Raw genomic sequence first — 21,922 nt, 5'->3', positions numbered from 1 at the left:
GCAACGGCCGAAAAGCATCTTGTGAAAGCGGTGGCGTGCGTGATCAATGTCGTCCGGCGGCGGCAGACCGCGATGGGGGAGACGAAAAATGATCGCCAACGTGCTGGTCGGGCTGGTGGCCGTGATCCACCTCTGCATCGTCTACCTGGAGATGGTGCTGTAGGACACGCCGCGCGGCCATATGGTATTCAGGCTGACGCCGGAATTCGCCAGGGCCTCGAAAGTGCTTGCTGCCAATCAGGGGCTTTACAACGGCTTTCTCGCAGCCGGCCTGACCTGGGGGCTTTACCTCGGCGAAGCCGGTTTTCAGTAGTCTTCTTCTTGCTCTGCGTCGCCGTCGCCGGCCTTTACGGCGGCAACGGCGGGCCGCAAAATCCTGTTCATCGAGACAGTGCCGGCAGTGCTGGCGCTGATTGCACTGGCGTTGGCTAGCCGCATGATCCCCGAACCGAAAGCTGGAAAAGGATCATGCGCAAAATCCATTGCCACACTGCCGGGCACTGCGGCCGATTTCAGCCGCCTGGATAAGTTGGGCCGTAGCCGTTGGGATAGTATCCGCCATCGGCGCCGTTGCCGATGAGGAAGGCACTGCCGGTGTCAGCGCGCAGCTTTTGGCTGACATCGTCGAGCTGCGCCAGCAACTGCTGATATTGCGTGCTCGGCATGGTTCCATCGCGTGCGGCCCTCTGGGCGGCCCGATCGAGTTGAGCGACCTGCGTGCGCAAGTCACGTGCCTCGCCCGACTCGAGCTTGTTCGCCCGGATGGCGCCCTGGATACCCGTCTCCACACTCTGGATCTGATTGATCAAGGCCGTCGCACGCGGGCCGGCGTAAGCGCCAGCAAACGGAACGGCGAGGAGCAGTGTGGCGAGCGTAGCAGTCCTGAGATTCGTGGGAGCGAAGAAGCGCATGGTTGCGTCTCCTTTACTGGGGAAGGCGGTGGTTGGGAGGGTCCTGCCTTCCGGCCGCGGGGCCGTCAGGTTCCGTCGCGTCGCGATGAGCGGTTCCACCGCCGGCGGTTCTCGGCCCATGACCAAGGCTAAAAGGCCATGGCGGCAAAGTGTAATTAAAAAAAGGTAATTTTTTCAGCTCTTGCCGCTGCCGCACCAATGCCCTAAATGCCGCCGACTTGAGCCGGCTCGAGCCGGCTCGACCTGGCCCGACCTGGCGCATGATACAAGCCAAAGGCCTGCAGATCACCGCTCGGTCAGCTTCAACTCGATGCGGCGGTTCTTGTTGCGCGCCTCTTCGGTATCGGCGGGGTCGAGCGGCTGGAATTCGCCGAAGCCGGCCGCGACCAGCCGGTTGGCCGGCACGCCGTTCTCGATCAGGAACTTGACCACCGATGTCGAGCGCGCCGTCGACAATTCCCAATTGTCGCGGTAGCGGCCGGTGCCGGAGAGCGGCTTGTTGTCGGTGTGGCCATCGACGCGCAGCACCCAGTTGATCTCCGGCGGGATTTCCTTTTGCAATTCGATGATGGCATCGGCGAGCTTCTTCATCTCGACCTTGCCGGCATCGTTGATCACCTCGGAGCCGGTCGGGAAAAGCACTTCCGACTGGAAGACGAAGCGGTCGCCGACGATGCGGATGTTCTCGCGGTCGGCAAGAATTTCACGTAAGCGGCCGAAGAAATCGGAGCGGTAGCGGTTTAGCTCCTGCACGCGTTGCGCCAGTGCGACGTTGAGGCGGCGGCCGAGATCGGCGATCTTGGTGTTGGATTCGCGGTCGCGCGTTTCGGACACGTCGAGCGCTTGTTCGAGCGCTGCGATCTGCCTGCGCAGCGCCGAAATCTGCTGGTTGAGGATCTCGACCTGGCTCAGCGCCTGCTGGCTGATCTGGCGCTGGCTGTCGAGCTCGCCGGAAAGTGCCGTCGCGCGCTGGTTGGCGGCATCGCCGGCACCGGCGCCTTGCGCCAGCAATTGCTCGAGCCGGCTCTTCTCCGCCTCCGATGCAGACAGCGATGCCTGCAAATTGGCAAGGGTGTCCTCCTTGTCCTGCGTCGTCGAGCGTTCCAGCGCCAGAAGCTGGGTCAACTCGTTGATCTGCGAATTGAGGCGGTTGAGCACCGTGTCCTTGCCGGAGATCTCGCGGCCGAGCAGGAACTGCGCCAGCACGAAAACAGTCAGCAGGAACATGATCGCCAGCAGCAGCGTCGACAGCGCATCGACGAAGCCCGGCCAGTAATCGATGCGGCGGTCGGAGCGCCGGCCTCGTGCCAACGCCACGTCAATGCACTCCAGGCTTCTTCAAGGCGTCGGCGATCTTCTCCAGGGTGTTGCGCATCGCCTTCTGCTCGTCCGACTGGGCCTCGACCCAGTCGCGCATGATCTGCTGTTCCGAACGCATGTTCTTGACCAGGCCGGAAATGCCGTCGGCGAGATTGGCCATGGCGGTGGCGACGCGCGGATTGGAGCCGCCGCCATTCTCCTGCAGAGTGCGCAGCTTTTCCGACAACAGCCGGATTTCCTCGGAGGGTTCGGTCTTGGCCGCGTCGGCAACGACGATGTCGGAGGACAGGTCGGTGACCGAGGACAGCCAGTTTTCGAGTTCGGTATAGAAGCGCGTCTGGGCGCGGCCGGCCTGCAGGTCGAGGAAGCCGAGCACCAGCGAGCCGGAGAGGCCGAACAGCGAGGACGAGAAGGCGGTGCCCATGCCGGCCAACGGAGCGGAAAGCCCCTGCTTCAGGGATTCGAGCACGGCCGCGGCATCGCCGGTGCCGGGATCGAGCGACTCGATGGTTTCGCGGATCGAGCCGATCGTGTTGAGCAGGCCCCAGAAGGTGCCGAGCAGGCCGAGGAACACCAGCAGTCCGACAAGGTAGCGCGACGTGTCGCGGCTTTCGTCGAGCCGGGTGGCGATCGAATCCAGCATGGTGCGCATCGAACTGGTCGAGAAGGCAATCGTCGAGGAGCGGCCGATCATCGCCTTCATCGGCGCCAGCAGCACCGGTTCGGTGGTTTCGGAACCGGCGCGGAACGAGTTGACCCAGCGCACCTCGCGGAACAGCCGGCCGACCTGGACGAAGGCCAGCAGGATGCCGACCGCCAGCACGCCGATGATCAGGCCGTTGAGACCGGGATTGGTGACGAAGGCGGTCGAGATCTGGCGCGTCAGGATGGCGGCGATAAAGGCCACGATGAACAGAAAGATCACCATGGTCAGCAGAAACACCTGCGGGCTCGACAATTTGTGCGGATCGTAGATCAGAACGTCGGAGCGCCTGCCCATGCCGAAGGATCTGAGAAGAGTCATCCGTGCCCCGTTTCCGATGCCGTCGCCGCCGATCAATTTGTGTTTGCGACTCTAAACGGAATTGTGACGAAATTGAATGGCGCTTGGCAATATTGCCACTGTCCGCGACCGGAGGTCAAAGCCGGTTGATGACCAGGCAGTCGACCATGGCGGCCAGATGCAGGCCGGCGCCGGTGACGACAAAGCCATGCCACAGCGCATTGTGGAAGCGCAGGCCCTTCCAGGCGAAGAAGATCACGCCACAGGAGTAGACGATGCCGCCGGCAACGATGAGCGCGATCGATGTCGCCGGCAGCGTCCGCACGAGCGGCTCCACCAGAACGATACCGCTCCAGCCGATGGCTAGGTAGAAGACGATCGCCAGCCGGTCGAAACGGCCGGGAAGAAAGACCTTGATGGCGATGCCGACCGCCGCGGCGGTCCAGACCAGGACGATCATGGAAACGGCCAGCGGCGAGCCGCCGAGCTGGGCCAGGAAAGGCGTGTAGGTGGCAGCGATCAGCAGATAGATCGCGGCATGGTCGAAGCGCCGCAATATCCATTTTGCCGGCGACGACACCGGCCAGACATTGTAGGCCAGCGAAACCGACAGCACGGTGAGCAGCGAGACTACATAGAAGGCGGCGGCGACGTATTCGCCGGGGCCGGTTCGATAGGCGGCCAGTGCCAGCAGCGTCGAGCCGGCAGCGATCGCTAGCACGATGCCCACGGCGTGGACAATGCCGTCGGCGATGATCTCGGCGCGCGAGTAATGCCAGCGCCCCATAAAGGGAATATCGAGCTGGGAGAGTTCGCTCTGGGGTTGGGGCCGGCTGTTCGTCATCGATGATCCTGCGCCACCTTATCTGGGCGGCCGCGGGACAGTATTTCAAGCTTTGGTTGCGGTTTTGCGACTGCGGCGGTTCAGCGCGGCGTGCCTCTATCAGCCGGCTGAGAGTGGCCTTTTGATAGTCTTCAACAGCGCGCGCTGGATGAGTTCGTTGCCGGCGACCAGTGAACCGGCGTTCAGCACATCCTGTCCCCCGGCGAAATCGGAGACGAAACCGCCCGCCTCGCGGATCAGCAAAATGCCGGCGGCGACATCCCAGGCCGACAGGCCGGTTTCCCAGAACCCGTCCATGCGGCCGGCGGCGACGTAGGCGAGATCGAGCGAGGCGGAGCCGAGACGGCGGACGCCAGAGACCTCGGCCATGACATTGCGCAACTCGATGAGGAAATTGCCGTGCTGGCCACGCCCGAGATGCGGCATGCCGCAGCCGATCACCGCATCGACCAGCTTGGTGCGGCCGGCGACGCGCAGCCGGCGGTCGTTCATGAAAGCGCCGCCGCCGCGCTCGGCGGTATAGAGCTCATCCATCGCCGGATTGTAGACGACGCCGGCGACGATCTGGCCCTGGCGCTCCAGCGCGATCGAAACGGCAAAGAGCGGAATGCCGTGCAGGAAATTGGTGGTGCCGTCGAGCGGGTCGACGATCCAGCGGTGCTGGCCGTCGTCGCCCTCGATCACGCCGCGTTCCTCCATCAGGAAGGCGTAGCCGGGCCGCGCCTTGGAGAGTTCGGCAAAGACGATGTCTTCGGCCTTGCGGTCGGCCTGGCTGACATAGTCGCCCGGCCCCTTCATCGAGACCTGCAGGTTCTGCACTTCGCCGAAGTCACGCGACAGCGAGCGGCCGGCCTTCATTGCGGCCTGGACCATGACATTGAGGATCGCGGAACGCGCCATTGCTGTTCTTCCTGTCGCTGCGCCTATCTGCCTTGACGCATGATCTTATCCAAAAAGTCTGCAACTCTTTGGGATCACGCCTTAGTCGGCGCGGCGCACGTAAGTGATTTCGTTGGTATCGACGATGATGCGCTCGCCCGAGCCGATGAACGGCGGCACCAGCACGCGGATGCCGTTTTCGAGTATCGCCGGCTTGTAGGACGAGGCTGCCGTCTGGCCCCTCACCACCGGGTCGGCCTCGGTGATGGTCAGCGTCACCTGGTCGGGCAGCGAAATGCCGATCGGCCTTTCGTCATAGAGCTGGACCGTCACCATCATGCCGTCCTGCAGGAAGGCGGCGCGATCGCCGACGAACTCCTTTTGCAGTTCGAGCTGCTCGTAGCTTTCGGTGTCCATGAACACCAGCGCGTCGCCCTGCTCGTAGAGGAAGGAAAAATCCTTCAGATCGAGCCGGATCTGCTCGACCGTCTCGGCCGAGCGGAAGCGCTCGTTGAGCTTGGTGCCGTTGATCAGGTTCTTGAGTTCGACCTGGTTGTAGGCGCCGCCCTTGCCGGGCTTGACGGTGTTGGTCCTGACCGCCACCCAAAGGCCGCCATCATGCTCGATGACGTTGCCGGGACGGATTTCGTTGCCATTGATCTTGGCCATGGTGAGGTGATCCGGAAATGAGACGATCGCCGCAAAGGGCAATTTGGCGCCTCCAAGACCACAAATCGCCAGCAGAGGCAAGGAGCGCCTTCCGATGAAGCGGGAACGAAGCTGGCACGGCAGCGCGGCGTGGCGGCCTCAGTCCGCCCTGACAGTCGCGGTGACGGCCTCGGTCACCGCGTCGGCGACCTCTCTCAAAAGATGCAGGTGCGGCGAACGCAGCACGACAATTCGCAGCGACAGCTCGAGGCCGGGAGCGTCGACCAGGGCAATGCCCTGCGGCAGCTTTTCCCGCAGCAGCCGCCTGGGCAGCAGGCCAAGGCCTTGGCCTCGACGAACCCAGTCGATCTGCAGCGCGCTGTCCTGAATCTCGGCGCCGACCATCAACCTGTGGCCGCCCTCGGCCAGGGCAGCCGCCAGCCGCCGGCGCGCGTCGCAGGGTTCAGGGCTGAGGACCCAGGGCATGGTCTTGACGTCGGCTTGCCGACTGGTGTTTTCGGCAGCGATGATGCCGAGGGGCTCGGTTCCGACAACGCCGTCTCCAGGTTTGGAATTGCTGCCGTCCAGGATGAAGGCGAGGTCGAGCTGTCCGCGCTTGTGCTGGTCGGCCAGCTCAAGACTCCAGCCGCTCTTCAGACGCAGCGAGACCTTCGGAAACCGCGCCACGGCATCACCGATGGCGGCGGCCACGGCTTTGTCGCAAAGTCCATGCGCGAGGCCGAGCCGCAGCAGGCCCTCCGGCTCGTCGCCCTTGGCGAATGATCTCAGCGCGTCGACGGCGGCGAGAATGTCCTTGCCGCGTGCCAGCACTTCTACGCCGGCCGGGGTCAGTCGCGACGGCTTTAGCCGGCGGTCGAGCAATTCCGTGCCGAGCATCTCCTCCAGCCGCTGGATCTGGCGGGTGACGGCCGGCTGCGTCAACGGCAGGCGTTGCGCCACCTTCTGAATCGAACCCTCCTCGGCAAAGAGGGCCAGTGTTTTCAGTTCTTCAAGCACGACACACCCGAACATGTCATAGAAGCATAATTATGCTGAACATTATGAATTTGAAATCCGGTGGATGGCAAGCGATTTTCCTCTGGCAGGACCCAGCTGAAAAGGAACGACGATGAAAGCGATCGAATTGCAGAGCCCGGGCGGCCTCAAGAGCCTCAGAATGGTCGAGCGGCCGATGCCTGAACCGGGGCGCCAGGAGATGATTGTGAAGGTCAAGGCGACGGCGCTGAACTACCGCGATGCCGAGATCGTTCGCGGCAGCCATCACACGAAGTTTGCATTGCCGCTGGTGCCGCTGTCGGACGGCGTCGGCGAAGTCGTTGCCATCGGCGCCGAGGTCAGCCGGTTCAAGATCGGCGACCGGGTCTGCGGCACGTTCTGGCATCGCTGGGTCGGCGGCAGTTTCGCCATGGCCGAGCCATCCTATCAACGTGGCGGCCCGATCGACGGGCTGCTCAGCGAATTTGCCCGGCTCGACGAACAGGCGGCGGTGCTGGCGCCGGCCAATCTGAGCGACCTCGAGGCGGCGACGCTGCCATGCGCCGGCGTGACGGCATGGCATGCGCTGTTTACGGAGGGCAGCGTCAAACCCGGCGACACCGTGCTTTGCCTCGGCACCGGCGGCGTTTCGCTGTTTGCGGTGCAGTTCGCCGCCGCTGCCGGGGCGCGCGTCATCGTGACGTCGAGCAGCGACGAGAAGCTTGCGCGGGCAAAGCAACTTGGCGCGCAGGATGGCGTGAACTATCGCAGCGTCCCCGATTGGGCATCGGCCGTGCTGGGATTGACGGATGGCCGCGGCGCCGACCATATCATCGAGGTTGGCGGACCGCAGAGTTTTGCACAATCGCTGAGGGCAGCGGCGCGCGGCGCCCAGATCAACGTCATCGGCTATCTCGGCGGCAGTGACGGCGCCATCAACCCGCTCGACATCTTCCGCCGGCAGGTCAGGGCGCGAGGCATACCGGTGGGCTCACGCGAATCCTTTGAAGAGATGAACCGCGCTATCGCCGTCAACCGTTTGAAACCGGTGATCGACCGGGTCGTGCCATGGAGCCGGGCCGCCGAAGCCTTTCGGTACCTTGAACACGGCTCTCCCTTCGGCAAGGTCGTGCTCGATCATACCCAATGAGTCCGCCTGATGAGCCTGGTGCAATGAGTCGCGAGACCGCGGTCAGGGCAGGCGGTTGGCCCGTTGTAGCGCCTGCTGCGTCTGCTCGTCGGTCAGGCCCTGCAGGAAATCGTCCATCTCTTGGTCGATGAGCCCGGCGCGGCGGGCGACAACATACCAGGCACCGGCGAGGATCAGATCCGGGTCGGTGCCGATGCCGTTCATGTAGAGCTTGGCGAGACGGTTCTGGGCGGCGACATTGCCGCCCTCGGCGGCCTGCTTCATCCAGTTGAAGCCGGATTTCAGGTCGCGGGCCCCCCCGCGCCCCTCGATCATCCAGGTTGCGAGATCGATCTGTGCGGTGTCGTAGTTCTGCCGCGCGGCCTGTGCCAGCAGGCCGCGGGCGCGGACATCGTCGCGCGGCTTGCCGCCGGCGCCATTGGCGTAGACCTGTGCCATCGCATATTGTGCGTCGGCAAGCCCGGTCGCGGCAGCGCGCTCGTAATAGGATACGGCTTTGGCAATACCGGCATCGCCGGGCTCCTGTTCGACCATCAGCTGCGCAAAATTGAACTGCGCCAGGCGGTTGCCGGCCTCGGCGGCGGCCTGCATCAGCGCATAGGCCTCCTTCTCGTCCTTTTTGACGTAGCGGCCGTCGAGCAGCATCAGCGCATACTGGAATTGCGATTCCGGGACGCCCTGCTCGGCGGCAAGCGCATACCACTTCGCCGCCCCTGCCGCGTCGACCGGCACGCCGAGGCCGCGCGACAATATCTCGGCCACCAGCGTCTGTGCTGCCGGATCGCCGTTTTGAGCGCGGGAGAGCGCAAGGTTGTAGGCCGTCTTGTAGAGCCCGCGCTGAAAGGCGCCGTAGGCAGCATCGGACGGCTTTGCGCCGAAGCGGTCGGGGTTGATGGTGTCGGCCGACGGCAACGGCGTGGTGGTGGCGGGCTGCGGCAATTGTGCGGCGATCGGCTTGTCGGCAGGTTCGCTGGAATCCGGCCTGGGCTGCGGCAGCGGAACGGGTTCCGCCGCTATCGCCTGCGTCACGGCCGTTGCAAGAAAGGCGCTGAAAAGGATTTTCCGCGAGAGCACGTCAGTCCTCGAAGCGCGGCGCGGTTTCGTCGAGCAGCGCGTTGGCGGCGGCGACCGCCATCTTCGGATCGACGCCGTCGGCGAAAACGGCGCTGGACAGTGCCACGAATTCAGCGCCGGTGGCGGCGACCGCTTCCACCGAGGCAAGATCCGATCCGGCCATGACGATGCAGGGGATCTGGATGACGTCCGCCCACCATTGCCCGAGCGACAGGTTGCGGGGGTGCGGCTCAGGCTTGTTGTCGTAACCGAAACGGCCGAAGAAAATGTAATCAGGCCTGACCTCGCCGAGTTCCAGCGCATCGTCGCGGGTCTTGGCGCCGCCGGTGCCGACCATCATCCTGGCCTGGAAGTGTTCGATCGTTTCGGCGAGCTCGTCCTTGCCGACCTCGACATGAATGCCGTCGGCCTGGACGCGGCCGGCGATGCGGGTGTCGCCGGCAATGATGACGGCAATGCCGGCCGCTTGCGCCACCGGCACGATCTGTTCGGCAAAGGCTTGGAAAGAGGCCTCGTCCATACCGTTTTCCGGCAGGATAAGCGAGGCGACGTCACCGCCGTCGAAGGCCGCGGCGATGCGCTCGGCCGGCACGTTCGGCGGCGCGATCAGCACGATGCGGCAGCGGTTGGGCGGCGTTGCGTCATTCATTGGTGTTCGGTCCCGGTTATCGCCTATGCCGGGCGAAGATGGTTGCATTGCGGCATAGAGCAAAGTGCGGGAGTTGAACAGGCGGCAGGGGGATCACGATTGCCGTCAACGATTTTATGGGGCTCGGCGCATGGCTGCCGTTGGCCGAAATTCTCCCCGCCGGTCGCTTGCGGCCCCTACGCAGGCACCTTCGATTTCCACAGCGACCAGCCGAGATTCATGCCGGCGGCGGCGACCAGGATGGCGGCGGCGCCGACGATCTGCGCCGGATGCAGCCGGTGGCCGAAGGCGACGACGTCGACGAGGATGGCGACGACTGGGTAGATGAAGGACAGCGATCCCTGCAGATGCGTCGGCAGCTTCTGGATGGCGCCGTACATGAGGATGTACATCAGACCGGTATGGACGATGCCGAGTGTCGCCAGCATGACCCAGCTCCGCGCATCGACGGGAAGGTGGGTGAGATTGGCGAAGGGTGCCAGCATGAGAACGCCGACGCAGACCTGGATCAGGGCGATCAGGTGCGGCGGCGTGCCTTTGAGCTTCTTGGTGACGATAGCCGCAACGGCCCAGAAGAAAGCCGCGGCCAGCGCCATCGCAATGCCGGTAAAGTAATCCGTACCATGATCGCCTGCATCGGGCGCGGCCTGCACGATCAGCAGCATGCCGGCGAAGGCGATGCCGAGCCAGGTCAGCTTGGTCATCGTCAGCCGTTCGGAGAAGAAGAGCGCGCCAAAACCCACCAGCATGAAGGGCTGCGTGTTGTAAACGGCCGTGGCGATCGAGATCGACGCGCGGGAAAACGCGCTGAACAGCAACAGCCAGTTGATAACGATGGCAGCACCGCCGAGCGCCGCGATCGTGACGATGCGAAGCGACAGCCTGCCGCGCAGCAGCCCAAGCGCCGCGCAGATGATCAGTAGCGTTACCGCACCGAAAGCACAGCGCCAGAACACCACGTCCATGATGGGCTGGCCGGAAAGGACGACGAACCAGCCGATCGTGCCGAGGATCGCCATCGCCGCCGTCATTTCGATCGTGCCGCGTACCGTGCTGTCCATGGGTGCTCCTGAAACTCGTTGAGATTTTATAATCCCACAGCGGATCGGGTCTTTCCATGACTTCTAGCTGGTGATATGCAGAGCAAACCTAATTAAATTAGGTAAGAATCGGCTTTTTCTTGGAATTGTAAAATGCTGGACGAGCTCGATAGAAAGCTCCTCGATATCCTGGTCAAGGATTCACGGACCTCGCTGAAGGAACTGGCGCTGCAGGTCGGGTTGTCGTCACCAAGCGTTTCGGAGCGGCTTCGGCGGCTAGAGGATCGCGGCGTCATCCGCGCGTTCACCATCGACATCGATCCGCAGGCGCTCGGCTACGCCTTGCAGGCGATCGTTCGCATCCGGCCATTGCCGGGCAAGCTGCACATCGTCCAGAAGCTGATCGAGGAAATCCCGGAATTCGGCGAATGCGACAAGGTGACGGGCGATGACTGCTTCGTTGCCCGGCTGTTCGTCCGCTCGATCGGCGAGCTCGACGGGATTCTCGACCGCATCGCCGACAAGGCCGAAACCAGCACCGCCATCATCAAGGCGCAGCCGATCCGGAGACGCCCGCCGCCGCTCGACATGCCAAACATGTGACGGATTTCGGTCGCGTGGCCCACATATTTGCGGTCGCGGTCTGGCCATTTCTGGTTTATTCCAGAGATCACTTTCCCTCCAGCGTCCCTTCCCCATGTCAGGCCTGCTCGTCGATCCCTGGTTCTATGCCGCGGCCATTCCGGCCGTCATCCTCGTCGGCCTGTCGAAAGGCGGCTTCGGCGGCGCCGTCGGCTTTGTCGGCGTGCCGTTGATGGCGCTGACCATGCCGCCGGTTCAGGCTGCCGCAATTCTTCTGCCAATTCTGTGCCTGATGGACATTGTCTCGGTGTGGACGTGGTGGGGCATCTTCGACCGCAAGATGCTGGCCGACATGATGCCGGGCGCCGTGATCGGCATTGCCCTTGGCTGGCTGACGGCGGCACTTGTAACCGAAGAGATGGTGCGGCTGATCGTCGGCGCGGTTGCCCTGATCTTCGTGCTGCGCTGGCTCTATTTGCAGCTCCGCCACGGTGCCGGCCACGCGGCGGAGCCCAACCGCGTCGCCGCGGGCTTCTGGGGAACCGTTGCCGGGTTCACCAGCTTCGTCGCCCATGTCGGCGGCCCGCCTTTTCAGGTCTATGCGCTGCCCATCAGGCTCGATCCGAAGGTGCTGTCGGGCACCGCGGCGATCTTCTTCGCCGTCACCAATGCGCTGAAGCTCATCCCTTATTTCGCGCTCGGCCAGTTCGATACCACCAATTTGACTGCGTCGGCGGTGCTGATGCCGCTGGCGCCGCTGTCGACAATCGCCGGCGCCTGGCTGGTGCGGCGGATGCGGCCGGAGCTGTTCTATCCCTTCACCTATGCGACCGTGGCGGTCGTCGCGGTCAAGCTTCTGTGGGACGGCATCGCCGGCCTCCTGTAAGACGGCGGCCCCATTCGGCCGCCGCCGGTTCCTTACACCTCAGGCGGCACTCGGCAGCAGCTGCCGCGTCCTGCCAAGCGCGAGCGCGGCGCCGGTTGCCAGTACGAACGCCATGCAGCCCAGAATGGTGATGTCGTGCAGCGTCGGCTTCAGCACCATGTCCGCGATGATCACCAGCATCACCGAATAGTCGAAGCGCGCGGCGCTGAGGACGCGCTGGCCCTGGGCAAGCACTGCCGGCGTCACGCCCTCCTTGGCGATCATGCCTGCCATGCGGTCGGCAGTCGGCTTGAAGATGAACATGCCGATGCAGAAGGTCGTCGCATAACCGGCAAGGCCGATCAGCACCCACAGATCGGAAAAGCCGACCCAGAAGCCGCACATGATGAGGCCGAAAAGCAATGTCAGCATCGACATCGGCGCGAAGAACCGGTTGCCGAGCTCGCCGGTGGCGCGCATCGCCTGCAGCATGCCTTCGACGTTTCCAGCGCGGTCGGCGCGTACCGCGAGCAGCATCAGCGTGAAGCCGCCGCCGACCCAGAGGATCGCCGAGACGATATGCAGAAATTTAACGGCCGAGTACCAGTCCATTATTCGCTCCTTGAGAGATTTGATGATTTGCCGGAGCGCAAGGTTTGCTCCGCCTCGTTGCGAGGAGCGGGCGTTTACCGCGGCGCCTGTTTCGGAACGATGTCGCGCGGCGAGCGGATCTGTTTCGATATGTCGGTCACGATCTGGAGGAAACATGGCGCAAGCGCGTCGCCCCGACTTTCCAGCCGGTAGTGGGAACGGGTGCCGTGGCCAGTCAGCTGTGCTGTTACGGCACAGATGCTGGGCGCTTGATCGAAAAATATGCCCTGCGTTAAGGCTTCGTTAAGCTTTACAGGCGTTTACTATGTCCATCCAGTGATCTGGATTCTTACCGAGTGGTTGGAGCCACTTTGTTTGACGCCTCCCTGTTAAACTCCTGAGAGCCGCCTTATCCGCGGCTCTTTTTTTGTCCGCCGGCATGGGCGTCCTTCCGGCTAAATGCGGCCGTTAACCGTTTGTTAAACATGTGCTTGCCTTCGCTGGCAGCGAAGCGCATTTTCAAGCTTCAGTCGTTTAGGCTGCCGGATATGGCGGCCAAGAGCCGAATCGGCCGGCTGTCAGGCAAGTGCAGGGGCGTAGCGATGAACGAGCCTTCGAAGGCGAGCGCGAAAACCATCAAGCTGGCGGAGCGCCGGGTTTTCTCCCAATCCTTCAAGCCGCTCTATCAGGAAGGCATGGGCCTGGTCGAGCAGGCGGCCGAATATCTCGACGGCAAGGGCCGCGCCGAGGCCAAGAAGCTGTCGAGGCTGGCGGCGACGCTTTATGCGGCCGAATCGATGCGGCTGACCACCAGGCTGATGCAGGTCGCCTCGTGGCTGCTTTTGCAGCGGGCGGCGAATTCCGGCGAGATGACCCGCGATCAGGTGGCCTCAGAAAAATCCAAGGTGCGTCTCGACACTGCCTCGGCGCATGACGAGGCGCCCGGCTGGGCCGAGCTGCCGAAGGATTTCATCGACCTCGTCAACCGTTCGCTGCGGCTGCAGGCGCTGGTGCGCCGGATGGACGAGGAGATCTATGGCGGCCTTGCCGAGGTGCCGCCGTCGAGCCGTCGCCTCAATCCGGTCTCCGACCAGATCACGCTGCTCAACACGGCTTTCGCCCGCGGCTGAGAGACCGTTTCATAATTCTACTCCGGCGGCCATCTAGACTAACCGCGAAGGGATGGGCTCGCGATCATCAGGCGGGGAGAATCACGCAGCAGCAGGCGCGATCCGACCTCCACGATAGACCTGATCGCTGGGAGCAGCTCCTGTCCCAATGACGTCAGCTCATACTCCACGGTCGGCGGCGATGTCGGCATCACGTGGCGTGCGAGGACGCCACGCTCCTCGAGATCGCGCAACCTGGCGGTCAGCACCTTCGCCGAAATGGCTGGGATATCGCGGCGCAATTCGGAGAACCGGCGCGGGCCGTCGCTCAAGGACCAGAGCACCTCGGGTGTCCAGCACCCGCCAAGCAGCGCCATGCACCTCGACATGGGGCAGCCGGGAAGCGCCTTCACCTTCGTTCGCATCCTGAGGACCATCGCGCATCTTCCATGAGAGTTTCCAGTTGGTTACCGGAAAATGATGGTAACTACAAGATACGTGGTTTCCGAGGTAACGAGAGCCGCTATCTGAGGCTCTCAATCCATCCAACCACGAAATGGACAGAACGATGTACGCAATAACTGGAGCAACAGGACAGCTTGGCCGTCTCGTGATCGACGCACTGCTGAAGACAGTTCCGGCCAGCCGGATCGTTGCGGCGGTTCGTGATCCGGCAAAGGCCCGCGATCTTGTCCAACGCGGCGTAGTCGTGCGGGAGGCGGACTATAATCGTCCCGACACGCTCCCGATGGCGCTGGCCGGCATCGATAGACTGCTGCTGATTTCCTCGACCGAAGTCAGCGGCCGCTTGCCGCAGCATCGGTCAGTGATCAAGGCCGCCCAACGGGTGGGGGTTTCGCTGATCGCTTACACAAGCATGCTGCATGCGGACACGTCTCCCGCGAGGCTCGCGGTCGAACATCGGCAGACGGAGGAGGTCATCGCGGCCTCCGGCCTACCCGCCGTCATCCTGCGCAACGGCTGGTACACCGAGAACCATCTGATGGCGCTCCCGGCGGCTCTGGAGCACGGCGCCTTCATCGGCGCCGCAAATGAGGGGCGCTTCTCGTCCGCGGCGCGGCAGGATTATGCCGAGGCCGCGGCCGTGGTGCTGACGAGCGAGGATCAAGCAGGGAGGACTTACGAGCTCGCCGCGGACCAAGCCTTCACGCTCGCCGAGCTTGCGGCGAAGGTCTCGCGGCAATCGGGCAAGGCGATCGCCTACAACGATCTTGCCGGGGCGGCCTATGAGGGTGTGTTGACAGGCGCCGGGCTGCCCGCCGATCTCGCCGCTATCCTGGCCGATGCCGACATTGCAGCCTCACGCGGAGCGTTGTTCGATGACGGCGGCGCCATGAGCCGGCTGATCGGTCGACCGACAACGCCACTGGAGAGCGTCGTTGCGGCAGCATTGCGCGGTTGAAACCGAGACGGCTGTCACATCCGCCAAAGGATCAGAGGACCGTCTGTCGCTCGCGCCAACAGTTATTCAAACGACTAGAGTAGCGCAGCTTTCTGCGCTTCCGGTGCTCGCGTACTTATGTACGCTCCGCTCCGGTTCTCGAAAACCACGCTATCTGTCTCGCCAGAGCGAATTCTCAAACATTCTCTAAACCAGACTCGGTTGCTGTTTCTGGTTTGTTCACATTTCGCTGGCATCGCTGCTCGCCGGGGTTAAAGTTGACGGATGGGGGAAGCGATTCGCATCATCGGCATCGATCCAGGGCTGAGGCGCACCGGCTGGGGCATAGTCGAAAGCCTCGGCAATTCGCTGCGCTTCGTCGCTTCCGGCACGGTGCGGTCCGACGACAAGGCCGCGCTGGCGGTGCGTCTTTGCCAATTGCATGACGGGCTCGCCGAGATCCTGCATGCCGCGATGCCGCACGAGGCGGCGGTCGAGCAAACTTTCGTCAACAAGGACGCGGCGGCGACGCTGAAACTCGGCCAGGCACGCGGCATCGCCATGCTGGTGCCGGCGCGTGCCGGCCTTGTCGTTGCCGAATATGCGCCAAACGCCGTCAAAAAGGCGGTGATCGGCGTCGGCCATGGCGACAAGAAGCAGATCCACATGATGGTCAAGGTGCTGATGCCGAAGGCGACTTTCGACACCGACGACGCCGCCGATGCGCTGGCCATCGCCATCTGTCACGCGCATCACCGGCAGAGCATCGCCTACAGGATGGCGGCGCTGGCCGGATAAGTATGTTCTTGACTTGTTCTCCAGTGGGCAATAGGTAATACCAACGAGGTATTACCATGCGCGTTACCACCAAGGGCCAAGTGACCATCCCGAAGGAAATACGGGATCATCTCGGTATCGGCCCGGGCTCGGAGGTGGAGTTCGTCCCCACCGAGGACGGCGCTCGTGTCATAGCCGTCGACGAAAACATGTCGGAGGAGGAAGCCTCGCGCAGATTCAGCCAGATACTCGATCGTATGGCCGGTACGCTGGATCTGGGAGGCATGACGGCGGATGAATATGTGGAATGGCTGAGGGGCCCACGTGAAGATCTCGACATTGATTGACACAAATGTCTTGATCGACGTTTGGGGTCCTGCCGGACGGGAGACGAAATGGTCGGCATCCGCGATTACCGCATGCCGGCGCGACGGCGCACTCGTAATCAATGCAATCGTCTGGTCCGAGCTCGCGCCGTTGATTGCGACCGAACAGGCTCTTCGTCAAGCAGCCGACATGCTCAAGATGGATCGCGAATTTCTGCCGTGGGAAGCAGCCTTCCTCGCTGGTGTCACGCACTCGCGCTATCGCCGCGCCGGCGGCATTCGCGAACGAACGCTGCCGGATTTCTTCATTGGAGCCCATGCGGTTGTCGCTGGGCATCGCCTGCTGACGCGCAATGCTGCGCGCTATCGCGGCTATTTCCCGGACCTCGATATCATCTCTCCGGAAACCCACCCGGCATGATCGGCACGCTCAAATGATCGGCAAGCTAAAAGGCACGCTGGATGAGATCGACGAGGATTTCTGCATCGTCGACGTGCATGGCGTCGGCTATGTCGCCTACTGCTCGGCGCGCACGCTGGCGGCATTGCCGCGGCCGGGCGAGGCGGTCGTGCTGTTCATCGAGACCTATGTGCGCGAGGACATGCTGCGGCTCTATGGGTTCCAGTCGGTGCTGGAGCGCGAATGGTTCCGGCTGTTGATGAACAATGTGCAGGGCGTCGGCGCCAAGGTGGCGCTGGCCATCCTGTCGACGCTGGCGCCGACCGATCTCGCCAATGCGATTGCGTTGCGCGATATCGCCATGGTCAGCCGTGCGCCGGGCGTCGGCAAGAAGGTGGCGGAGCGCATCGTCGCCGAATTGAAGAACAAGGCGCCGGCCTATGCGGGCACTGCCTCCGGCACCATCGGCCTGAAGCAGGAGCTCGGCGAGGGCGTTGCCTCGGCGCCGATCACCGATGCCGTCTCGGCGCTGGTCAATCTCGGCTATTCGCGCGACACCGCCGCCAATGCGGTGGCGGCAGCGCTGAAGACGGCAGGCGAGGAGGCGGACGCATCGAAGCTGATCCGCTTCGGGCTGAAGGAGCTGGCACGGTGAGACGTTGCCCGACAAATAAATTCCGACTAGGAACAAGAGCATGGTCGGATATGCAAGCTTGACCTCCAGGGGGCAGCTTACGATTCCAAAGAAAGTCCGGAACGAGTTGTCGCTCAAGTCAGGCGATACTGTTGCGTGGACGGTCGTGGATGGTCTCCTGATAGGAAGGCCGCGCAATCTCGAATTTGCCGACCTCGCTGGATTTCTAGGCGATCCACCTGACGGGCCTGCTGCGCTGGAACAGATCGACGCGGTGGTAAGAGATGCAGTGGGCCGCCATGTTGTTGGCGAGGAGCACGGCGACGAACGAGAGGATGCCGGGTGACGTTGATCGGTATCGATACAAACTTTTTCTTTCGGGCGGTATGCGCATGAGCCTTTCGCCACGCCTCATTGGCCCCGACAAACGCGGCGAGGACGCCGAGCAGACCTTGCGGCCGCAGACGCTCGGCGACTTCGTCGGCCAGGCGGCGGTGCGGGCCAATCTCAAAGTGTTCATCGAAGCCGCCAAGGGCCGCAGCGAAGCGCTCGACCATGTGCTGTTCGTCGGCCCGCCCGGCCTCGGCAAAACGACGCTGGCGCAGATCATGGCGCGCGAGCTCGGCGTCAATTTCCGCTCGACCTCGGGTCCGGTCATCGCCAAGGCCGGTGATCTCGCGGCGCTGCTCACCAACCTCGAAGACCGCGACGTGCTGTTCATCGACGAGATCCACCGGCTCAACCCGGCGGTCGAGGAAATCCTCTATCCGGCGATGGAGGATTTCCAGCTCGACCTGATCATCGGCGAGGGGCCGGCGGCGCGCTCGGTCAAGATCGACCTTGCCCGCTTCACGCTTGTCGCCGCCACCACCCGGCTCGGCCTGTTGACCAACCCGCTGCGCGACCGGTTCGGCATTCCGGTGCGGCTCAATTTCTACTCGGTCGAGGAACTCGAGCAGATCGTGCGGCGCGGCGCCCGCATCCTTGCCATGCCGCTCGGCGACGACGGTGCTTTGGAGATCGCCCGGAGGGCGCGCGGCACGCCGCGCATCGCCGGCCGGCTGTTGCGCCGGGTGCGCGACTTCGCCAGCGTTGCCGGCGACGGCCATGTCGACCGCAAGATCGCCGACGAGGCGCTGACGCGGCTGGAGGTCGACGGGCTCGGCCTCGACGCGCTCGACCGCCGTTATCTGTCGATGATCGCCCGGAATTTCGGCGGCGGGCCGGTCGGCATCGAGACCATCGCGGCCGGGCTTTCCGAGCCACGCGATGCCATCGAGGACATCATCGAACCCTTTCTGATCCAGCAAGGCTTCATCATGCGTACGCCGCGCGGCCGCGTGCTGGCGGCCAATGCCTGGCGGCATCTCGGCCTCGACGCGCCAAAGGACCTGGCGCAGCAGCAGATCAGCCTGTTCCAGGAAGAACCCTAAGTTCCGCTGCTTATGGCTTCGGTGCTGGCAGTCCCCGGCCCAGACCTCCAGGTCTTGATCATCGCCGGTCTATGCGCAAAACAGGTGTTGCTTGAAACAGGGCCTGTCGGGCCAAAAGGACAGCGCAATGGACGATCACGGTGAATCGGCATTGTCCGCCGGACTTTCCGGCGCGCTGACGGAATTCGGCCATCGACTGATGGCGCGGGTCTATTATGCAGACACCGATTTTTCCGGCGTCGTCTACCACGCGCGCTATCTCGAATTCTTCGAGCGCGGCCGGTCCGACTATCTGCGGCTGGCCGGCGTCCACCACACCGAGCTTGCCGACGGCAAGCATGGCGAGAAAATAGTCTGGGTGGTGCGGCGCATGGAGATCGATTTCCGCGGTTCGGCCCGCATGGATGACATCCTGACCATCGATACGCGCACCGACGAGATTTCCGGCGCCCGCATCGTCATGGCGCAGCAATTGAAGCGCGGCAGCGAAGTGCTGGTCGAGGCGCGTGTCGAAGCGGCGATCGTCGGCGAGAACGGGCGGCCGCGGCGCTTTCCCAAGGACTGGATCGCAGCCTTCATGCCCAGAACGCGCAAATAAAGGTTCAGAGGCGGACGATCCCAGAGCTCCCGGTCCAGGCCAGAATCGCGAGGCGGTCTATCAGGGCGCGGCAATGCGCCGCGCTGTACGTCCTAACCCATCCTTAACCATAACGGTCCATGAAGGGATTGGTTAAGATTGGGAGAATCCAAGCGCCTTCCTTTCACCAATATTTGCCCCGAAAAGGCCGCCAACGGTGCATTTGGGGTTATTCCGCAAGCCTAACGCGAACGGACCACAAGGGATGCCCATGGGCCAGCCGCCAGCCACGCCCGGAAAATCTTTAAGGACGTAACATGGAAAACATCGCTCTCGCCGAACCGGGCGCGCATTTATCGATTTGGGCCTTGTTCATGCAGGCCGGTTGGGTGGTCAAGCTGGTCATGATCGGGCTGCTTGGTGCCTCGATCTGGACCTGGGCGATCATCGTCGACAAGCTCGTCGCCTATGCCCGCATGCGGCTGGCGCTCAACCGCTTCGAACAGGTGTTCTGGTCGGGGCAGTCGCTGGAAGAGCTTTACCGCACGCTCGCCGACCGCAAGACGACCGGCATGAGCGCGATCTTCGTCGCCGCCATGCGCGAATGGAAGAAGAGCTTCGAGAAAGGCGCGAAATCGCCACTCGGCCTGCAGACCCGCATCGACAAAGCGATGGATCTGGCGCTGACCCGCGAGATGGAAAAGCTGGAAGGGCGGCTCGGCTTCCTCGCCACCACCGGCTCGGCGGCGCCCTTCATCGGCCTGTTCGGCACGGTGATCGGCATCATGACCTCGTTCCAGGCGATCGCCGCCTCGAAGAACACCAGCCTGTCGGTGGTCGCGCCAGGCATCGCCGAAGCGCTGCTGGCGACCGCGATCGGCCTGCTAGCCGCCATCCCGGCCGTCATCGCCTATAACAAGCTGTCGTCCGACGCGAGCAAGATCGCGGTGCGCATGGAAGGGTTCGCGGATGAGTTCTCCGCCATACTCTCGCGCCAAATCGATGAAAAAGTGGCGCAGAAGGCCTGAGGAACGATCATGGGAATGTCCGTAAGCGCAGGTGGCGGAGGACGCGGCGGGCGCGGCCACAGGCGGCGCGGCCGCCACCACGCGTTGATCTCGGAGATCAACGTCACGCCGATGGTCGACGTGATGCTGGTGCTGCTGATCATCTTCATGGTCGCGGCACCGTTGCTGACGGTCGGCGTGCCGGTCGACCTGCCGGACACGCAGGCCAAAGCGATGAACGCCGATACGCAGCCTATAACCGTGTCCATCAACTCGGCCGGTCAGATCTACCTCCAGGAAACCGAGATCCCGATCGAGGAGCTGGTGGCAAAGCTGCAGTCGATCTCGAAGACCGGCTATGACGAGCGCATTTTCATCAGGGGTGACAAGTCCACCGACTATGGCACTGCCATGAAGGTGATGGCCCGCGTCTCGGCTGCTGGCTACAAGAATATCGGCCTGGTTTCACTGCAGGAACAGGATCAGTAGACGCAAGATGAGGACCGGCCTCACCACATCGGTGATCTTGCATACGGTGGCGATTGCCTTCGGGCTGTTCACGCTGTCGGCGCCGCCCGCGATGCCTGCGTCCGATGCGGAATCGGTGTCGGTCGAGATCGTGCCGATGGAAGCGACGGCACAGGTCCTGCAAGGCGACAAGAAGTCTGTGATGCATGACAAGCCGGCGCCGCTGCCGACACAGCGTCCCGACTTCGTTCCCGATGCCCAGAAAGTCGGCGATAACAGCGTCGATACCGACAAGCCGCCGACACCTGAGCCCAAGCCCCAGCCGGTCGACATGACGGCGGCTCCGCCACCCGCGCCGACGCCGGTCGAAAAGCCCAAGCCTGAGGACGTGCCGAAGCCGAAGGAAAAGCCGAAGCCTATTCCCGCTACGGAGGTGGCGCCGGTGCCGCAGCCGAAGGAAGAGGTCAAGCCCGAACCTGTCAAGCAGACCGAGCCCAAGCCGACGCCGGCCAAGGAGCCGACGCCCACGCCGCCGCAGGACAAGACTGCCGCGATCGATCCGCAGCCCGAGGTCAAGCCGGATGCCGTCGCCGAGGCGATTGCCAAGCAACCGCCGACCGAGGAGGCGCAGCTTCCGGACTCGGCGCCGGCGCCCGAGGCTCGGCCAAAGCCGCAGCCGGCCCAGGCTGAAAGCGCGAAGGCGCCGGAGCGCAAGGACACCGACAAGCCGGTCAAGGAAGCCTCGTCCAGGCCGAAATCGGACGACAAGCAATTCAATGCCGACGAGATTTCGGCGCTGCTCGACAAGCGGAAGCCGTCCGGCGGCGGCGCCAAGCGCTCGACCCAGCAGGCATCGCTCGGCGGCGAGAAGGACCAGGGCCAGAGGCTTTCGAAATCGGAGCAGGGGGCATTGGAGGCCCAGCTTGGTGGTTGCTGGACGCTTCCGGCAGGGCTCGAGGGTTCGGAGAATTTCGTCGTCGTGGTCCGGTTTAATCTGGACGCCTCCGGCAAGCTGGATGGCCGGCCGAGCGTTGAAAAGTCGAGCGGAAACCGCCCGTTTGACGAAAGTGCAGTGCGCGCGGTTCAGAAATGCGATGTGGCCGGCTTGCAGGTTCCGGCGGGCAAGCAAGACATCTGGTCCGACGTTCGGGTCACTTTTGACCCCAGGGAGATGCTCGGTCTTTAGGCCCGGCTCCCACAGAATCAGCGAAGAGAAGCGAGAAGACATGAAATCCAT

General features: G+C 63.4%; 27 protein-coding genes and 1 pseudogene. 16 read left to right on the top strand and 12 right to left on the bottom strand.

What is annotated here, in order from left to right:
* Nucleotides 1-88: 88 nt before the first annotated feature.
* Nucleotides 89-427: pseudogene (locus tag NKJ55_RS16600) on the top strand (DUF1304 domain-containing protein); the annotation flags it as partial.
* Nucleotides 428-512: 85 nt separating this feature from the next.
* On the opposite strand, the gene NKJ55_RS16595 reads toward NKJ55_RS16600, so the two are convergent.
* From NKJ55_RS16595 to NKJ55_RS16565, 7 genes are all read right to left on the bottom strand, one after another.
* The gene (locus NKJ55_RS16595) at nucleotides 513-911 is read right to left on the bottom strand and encodes a hypothetical protein (RefSeq protein WP_352450841.1); all 399 of its coding nucleotides are present in this window, start codon (nucleotides 909-911) and stop codon (nucleotides 513-515) included.
* A 285-nt stretch (nucleotides 912-1,196) separates the two neighbouring features.
* Nucleotides 1,197-2,228, bottom strand: coding sequence for a peptidoglycan -binding protein (locus NKJ55_RS16590; protein ID WP_023678020.1), 1,032 nt, complete (start codon nucleotides 2,226-2,228; stop codon nucleotides 1,197-1,199).
* Nucleotide 2,229: 1 nt separating this feature from the next.
* On the bottom strand, nucleotides 2,230-3,255 hold the full coding sequence (locus NKJ55_RS16585; protein ID WP_023678019.1) for a MotA/TolQ/ExbB proton channel family protein: 1,026 nt from the start codon (nucleotides 3,253-3,255) through the stop codon (nucleotides 2,230-2,232).
* Nucleotides 3,256-3,370: 115 nt separating this feature from the next.
* Entirely contained in the window at nucleotides 3,371-4,078 is a 708-nt protein-coding gene (gene trhA, locus NKJ55_RS16580; RefSeq protein ID WP_023678018.1) for a PAQR family membrane homeostasis protein TrhA, read from the bottom strand.
* 99 nt (nucleotides 4,079-4,177) lie between these two features.
* Entirely contained in the window at nucleotides 4,178-4,978 is an 801-nt protein-coding gene (locus tag NKJ55_RS16575; RefSeq protein WP_023678017.1) for an inositol monophosphatase family protein, read from the bottom strand.
* 81 nt (nucleotides 4,979-5,059) lie between these two features.
* Nucleotides 5,060-5,626 (bottom strand): elongation factor P, encoded by a 567-nt coding sequence (gene efp / locus NKJ55_RS16570; protein ID WP_023678016.1) that lies wholly within the window; start codon nucleotides 5,624-5,626, stop codon nucleotides 5,060-5,062.
* 138 nt (nucleotides 5,627-5,764) lie between these two features.
* Nucleotides 5,765-6,622 (bottom strand): LysR family transcriptional regulator, encoded by an 858-nt coding sequence (locus NKJ55_RS16565; RefSeq protein WP_352450840.1) that lies wholly within the window; start codon nucleotides 6,620-6,622, stop codon nucleotides 5,765-5,767.
* Nucleotides 6,623-6,734: 112 nt separating this feature from the next.
* Between NKJ55_RS16565 and NKJ55_RS16560 the strand changes: the two genes are divergently transcribed.
* A complete protein-coding gene (locus NKJ55_RS16560) occupies nucleotides 6,735-7,751 on the top strand; it encodes a zinc-dependent alcohol dehydrogenase family protein (RefSeq protein ID WP_352450839.1) in 1,017 nt (338 codons plus the stop codon).
* A gap of 42 nt (nucleotides 7,752-7,793) precedes the next feature.
* Here NKJ55_RS16560 and NKJ55_RS16555 read toward each other — a convergent pair whose 3' ends face one another.
* The 3 genes from NKJ55_RS16555 to NKJ55_RS16545 form a co-directional block, all read right to left on the bottom strand.
* On the bottom strand, nucleotides 7,794-8,825 hold the full coding sequence (locus NKJ55_RS16555) for a tetratricopeptide repeat protein (protein ID WP_352450838.1): 1,032 nt from the start codon (nucleotides 8,823-8,825) through the stop codon (nucleotides 7,794-7,796).
* 1 nt (nucleotide 8,826) lies between these two features.
* Nucleotides 8,827-9,474, bottom strand: a complete 648-nt coding sequence (locus NKJ55_RS16550; protein ID WP_352450837.1) for a thiamine phosphate synthase — start codon at nucleotides 9,472-9,474, stop codon at nucleotides 8,827-8,829.
* Between the two features lie 176 nt (nucleotides 9,475-9,650).
* Entirely contained in the window at nucleotides 9,651-10,535 is an 885-nt protein-coding gene (locus tag NKJ55_RS16545) for a DMT family transporter (protein ID WP_352450836.1), read from the bottom strand.
* 132 nt (nucleotides 10,536-10,667) lie between these two features.
* Between NKJ55_RS16545 and NKJ55_RS16540 the strand changes: the two genes are divergently transcribed.
* Together NKJ55_RS16540 and NKJ55_RS16535 are read left to right on the top strand one after the other, a co-directional pair.
* Nucleotides 10,668-11,117 carry an Lrp/AsnC family transcriptional regulator gene (locus NKJ55_RS16540; protein WP_023678010.1) on the top strand — a complete coding sequence of 150 codons (450 nt, stop codon included), beginning with the start codon at nucleotides 10,668-10,670 and terminating at the stop codon, nucleotides 11,115-11,117.
* Between the two features lie 94 nt (nucleotides 11,118-11,211).
* A complete protein-coding gene (locus NKJ55_RS16535) occupies nucleotides 11,212-11,982 on the top strand; it encodes a sulfite exporter TauE/SafE family protein (protein WP_352450835.1) in 771 nt (256 codons plus the stop codon).
* Between the two features lie 39 nt (nucleotides 11,983-12,021).
* Here the strand turns inward: NKJ55_RS16535 and NKJ55_RS16530 are convergent, their stop codons facing one another.
* Entirely contained in the window at nucleotides 12,022-12,573 is a 552-nt protein-coding gene (locus NKJ55_RS16530; RefSeq protein WP_352450834.1) for a DUF2269 family protein, read from the bottom strand.
* Nucleotides 12,574-13,154: 581 nt separating this feature from the next.
* Between NKJ55_RS16530 and rcdA the strand changes: the two genes are divergently transcribed.
* Nucleotides 13,155-13,682 carry a protease adaptor protein RcdA gene (gene rcdA / locus NKJ55_RS16525; protein ID WP_352450833.1) on the top strand — a complete coding sequence of 176 codons (528 nt, stop codon included), beginning with the start codon at nucleotides 13,155-13,157 and terminating at the stop codon, nucleotides 13,680-13,682.
* Between the two features lie 38 nt (nucleotides 13,683-13,720).
* Here the strand turns inward: rcdA and NKJ55_RS16520 are convergent, their stop codons facing one another.
* Nucleotides 13,721-14,038: a winged helix-turn-helix transcriptional regulator gene (locus NKJ55_RS16520; protein ID WP_352450832.1), complete on the bottom strand. Its 318-nt coding sequence runs from the start codon at nucleotides 14,036-14,038 to the stop codon at nucleotides 13,721-13,723.
* 191 nt (nucleotides 14,039-14,229) lie between these two features.
* Here NKJ55_RS16520 and NKJ55_RS16515 point away from each other — a divergent pair, with 191 nt between their 5' ends.
* The 11 genes from NKJ55_RS16515 to tolA all read left to right on the top strand — a co-directional run bounded on the left by NKJ55_RS16515 (nucleotide 14,230) and on the right by tolA (nucleotide 21,871).
* Nucleotides 14,230-15,084 carry an SDR family oxidoreductase gene (locus NKJ55_RS16515; protein WP_352450831.1) on the top strand — a complete coding sequence of 285 codons (855 nt, stop codon included), beginning with the start codon at nucleotides 14,230-14,232 and terminating at the stop codon, nucleotides 15,082-15,084.
* A 264-nt stretch (nucleotides 15,085-15,348) separates the two neighbouring features.
* Nucleotides 15,349-15,861, top strand: coding sequence for a crossover junction endodeoxyribonuclease RuvC (ruvC, locus tag NKJ55_RS16510; protein ID WP_352450830.1), 513 nt, complete (start codon nucleotides 15,349-15,351; stop codon nucleotides 15,859-15,861).
* Between the two features lie 56 nt (nucleotides 15,862-15,917).
* On the top strand, nucleotides 15,918-16,187 hold the full coding sequence (locus NKJ55_RS16505) for an AbrB/MazE/SpoVT family DNA-binding domain-containing protein (protein WP_352450829.1): 270 nt from the start codon (nucleotides 15,918-15,920) through the stop codon (nucleotides 16,185-16,187).
* Entirely contained in the window at nucleotides 16,165-16,587 is a 423-nt protein-coding gene (locus tag NKJ55_RS16500) for a type II toxin-antitoxin system VapC family toxin (protein ID WP_023678002.1), read from the top strand. The genes NKJ55_RS16505 and NKJ55_RS16500 overlap by 23 nt, the downstream gene beginning before the upstream one ends.
* Before the next feature lie 13 nt (nucleotides 16,588-16,600).
* A complete protein-coding gene (gene ruvA, locus NKJ55_RS16495; RefSeq protein ID WP_352450828.1) occupies nucleotides 16,601-17,221 on the top strand; it encodes a Holliday junction branch migration protein RuvA in 621 nt (206 codons plus the stop codon).
* A 40-nt stretch (nucleotides 17,222-17,261) separates the two neighbouring features.
* Nucleotides 17,262-17,546, top strand: a complete 285-nt coding sequence (locus NKJ55_RS16490) for an AbrB/MazE/SpoVT family DNA-binding domain-containing protein (protein ID WP_352450827.1) — start codon at nucleotides 17,262-17,264, stop codon at nucleotides 17,544-17,546.
* 46 nt (nucleotides 17,547-17,592) lie between these two features.
* A complete protein-coding gene (gene ruvB / locus NKJ55_RS16485) occupies nucleotides 17,593-18,633 on the top strand; it encodes a Holliday junction branch migration DNA helicase RuvB (protein WP_352450826.1) in 1,041 nt (346 codons plus the stop codon).
* Between the two features lie 127 nt (nucleotides 18,634-18,760).
* Nucleotides 18,761-19,231, top strand: coding sequence for a tol-pal system-associated acyl-CoA thioesterase (gene ybgC / locus NKJ55_RS16480; RefSeq protein ID WP_023677998.1), 471 nt, complete (start codon nucleotides 18,761-18,763; stop codon nucleotides 19,229-19,231).
* Between the two features lie 296 nt (nucleotides 19,232-19,527).
* Nucleotides 19,528-20,238 carry a protein TolQ gene (tolQ, locus tag NKJ55_RS16475; RefSeq protein ID WP_023677997.1) on the top strand — a complete coding sequence of 237 codons (711 nt, stop codon included), beginning with the start codon at nucleotides 19,528-19,530 and terminating at the stop codon, nucleotides 20,236-20,238.
* Nucleotides 20,239-20,247: 9 nt separating this feature from the next.
* Nucleotides 20,248-20,706 (top strand): protein TolR, encoded by a 459-nt coding sequence (gene tolR / locus NKJ55_RS16470; RefSeq protein ID WP_352450825.1) that lies wholly within the window; start codon nucleotides 20,248-20,250, stop codon nucleotides 20,704-20,706.
* Between the two features lie 7 nt (nucleotides 20,707-20,713).
* On the top strand, nucleotides 20,714-21,871 hold the full coding sequence (gene tolA, locus NKJ55_RS16465; RefSeq protein ID WP_352450824.1) for a cell envelope integrity protein TolA: 1,158 nt from the start codon (nucleotides 20,714-20,716) through the stop codon (nucleotides 21,869-21,871).
* Nucleotides 21,872-21,922 lie beyond the last annotated feature (51 nt).

The sequence above is a fragment of the Mesorhizobium sp. M0106 genome (genome assembly GCF_040322715.1).
In the GTDB taxonomy this organism is placed as follows: domain Bacteria; phylum Pseudomonadota; class Alphaproteobacteria; order Rhizobiales; family Rhizobiaceae; genus Mesorhizobium.
Note: the sequence above shows the minus strand (reverse complement) of the source record. Positions and strands in the feature narration are given on the sequence as shown.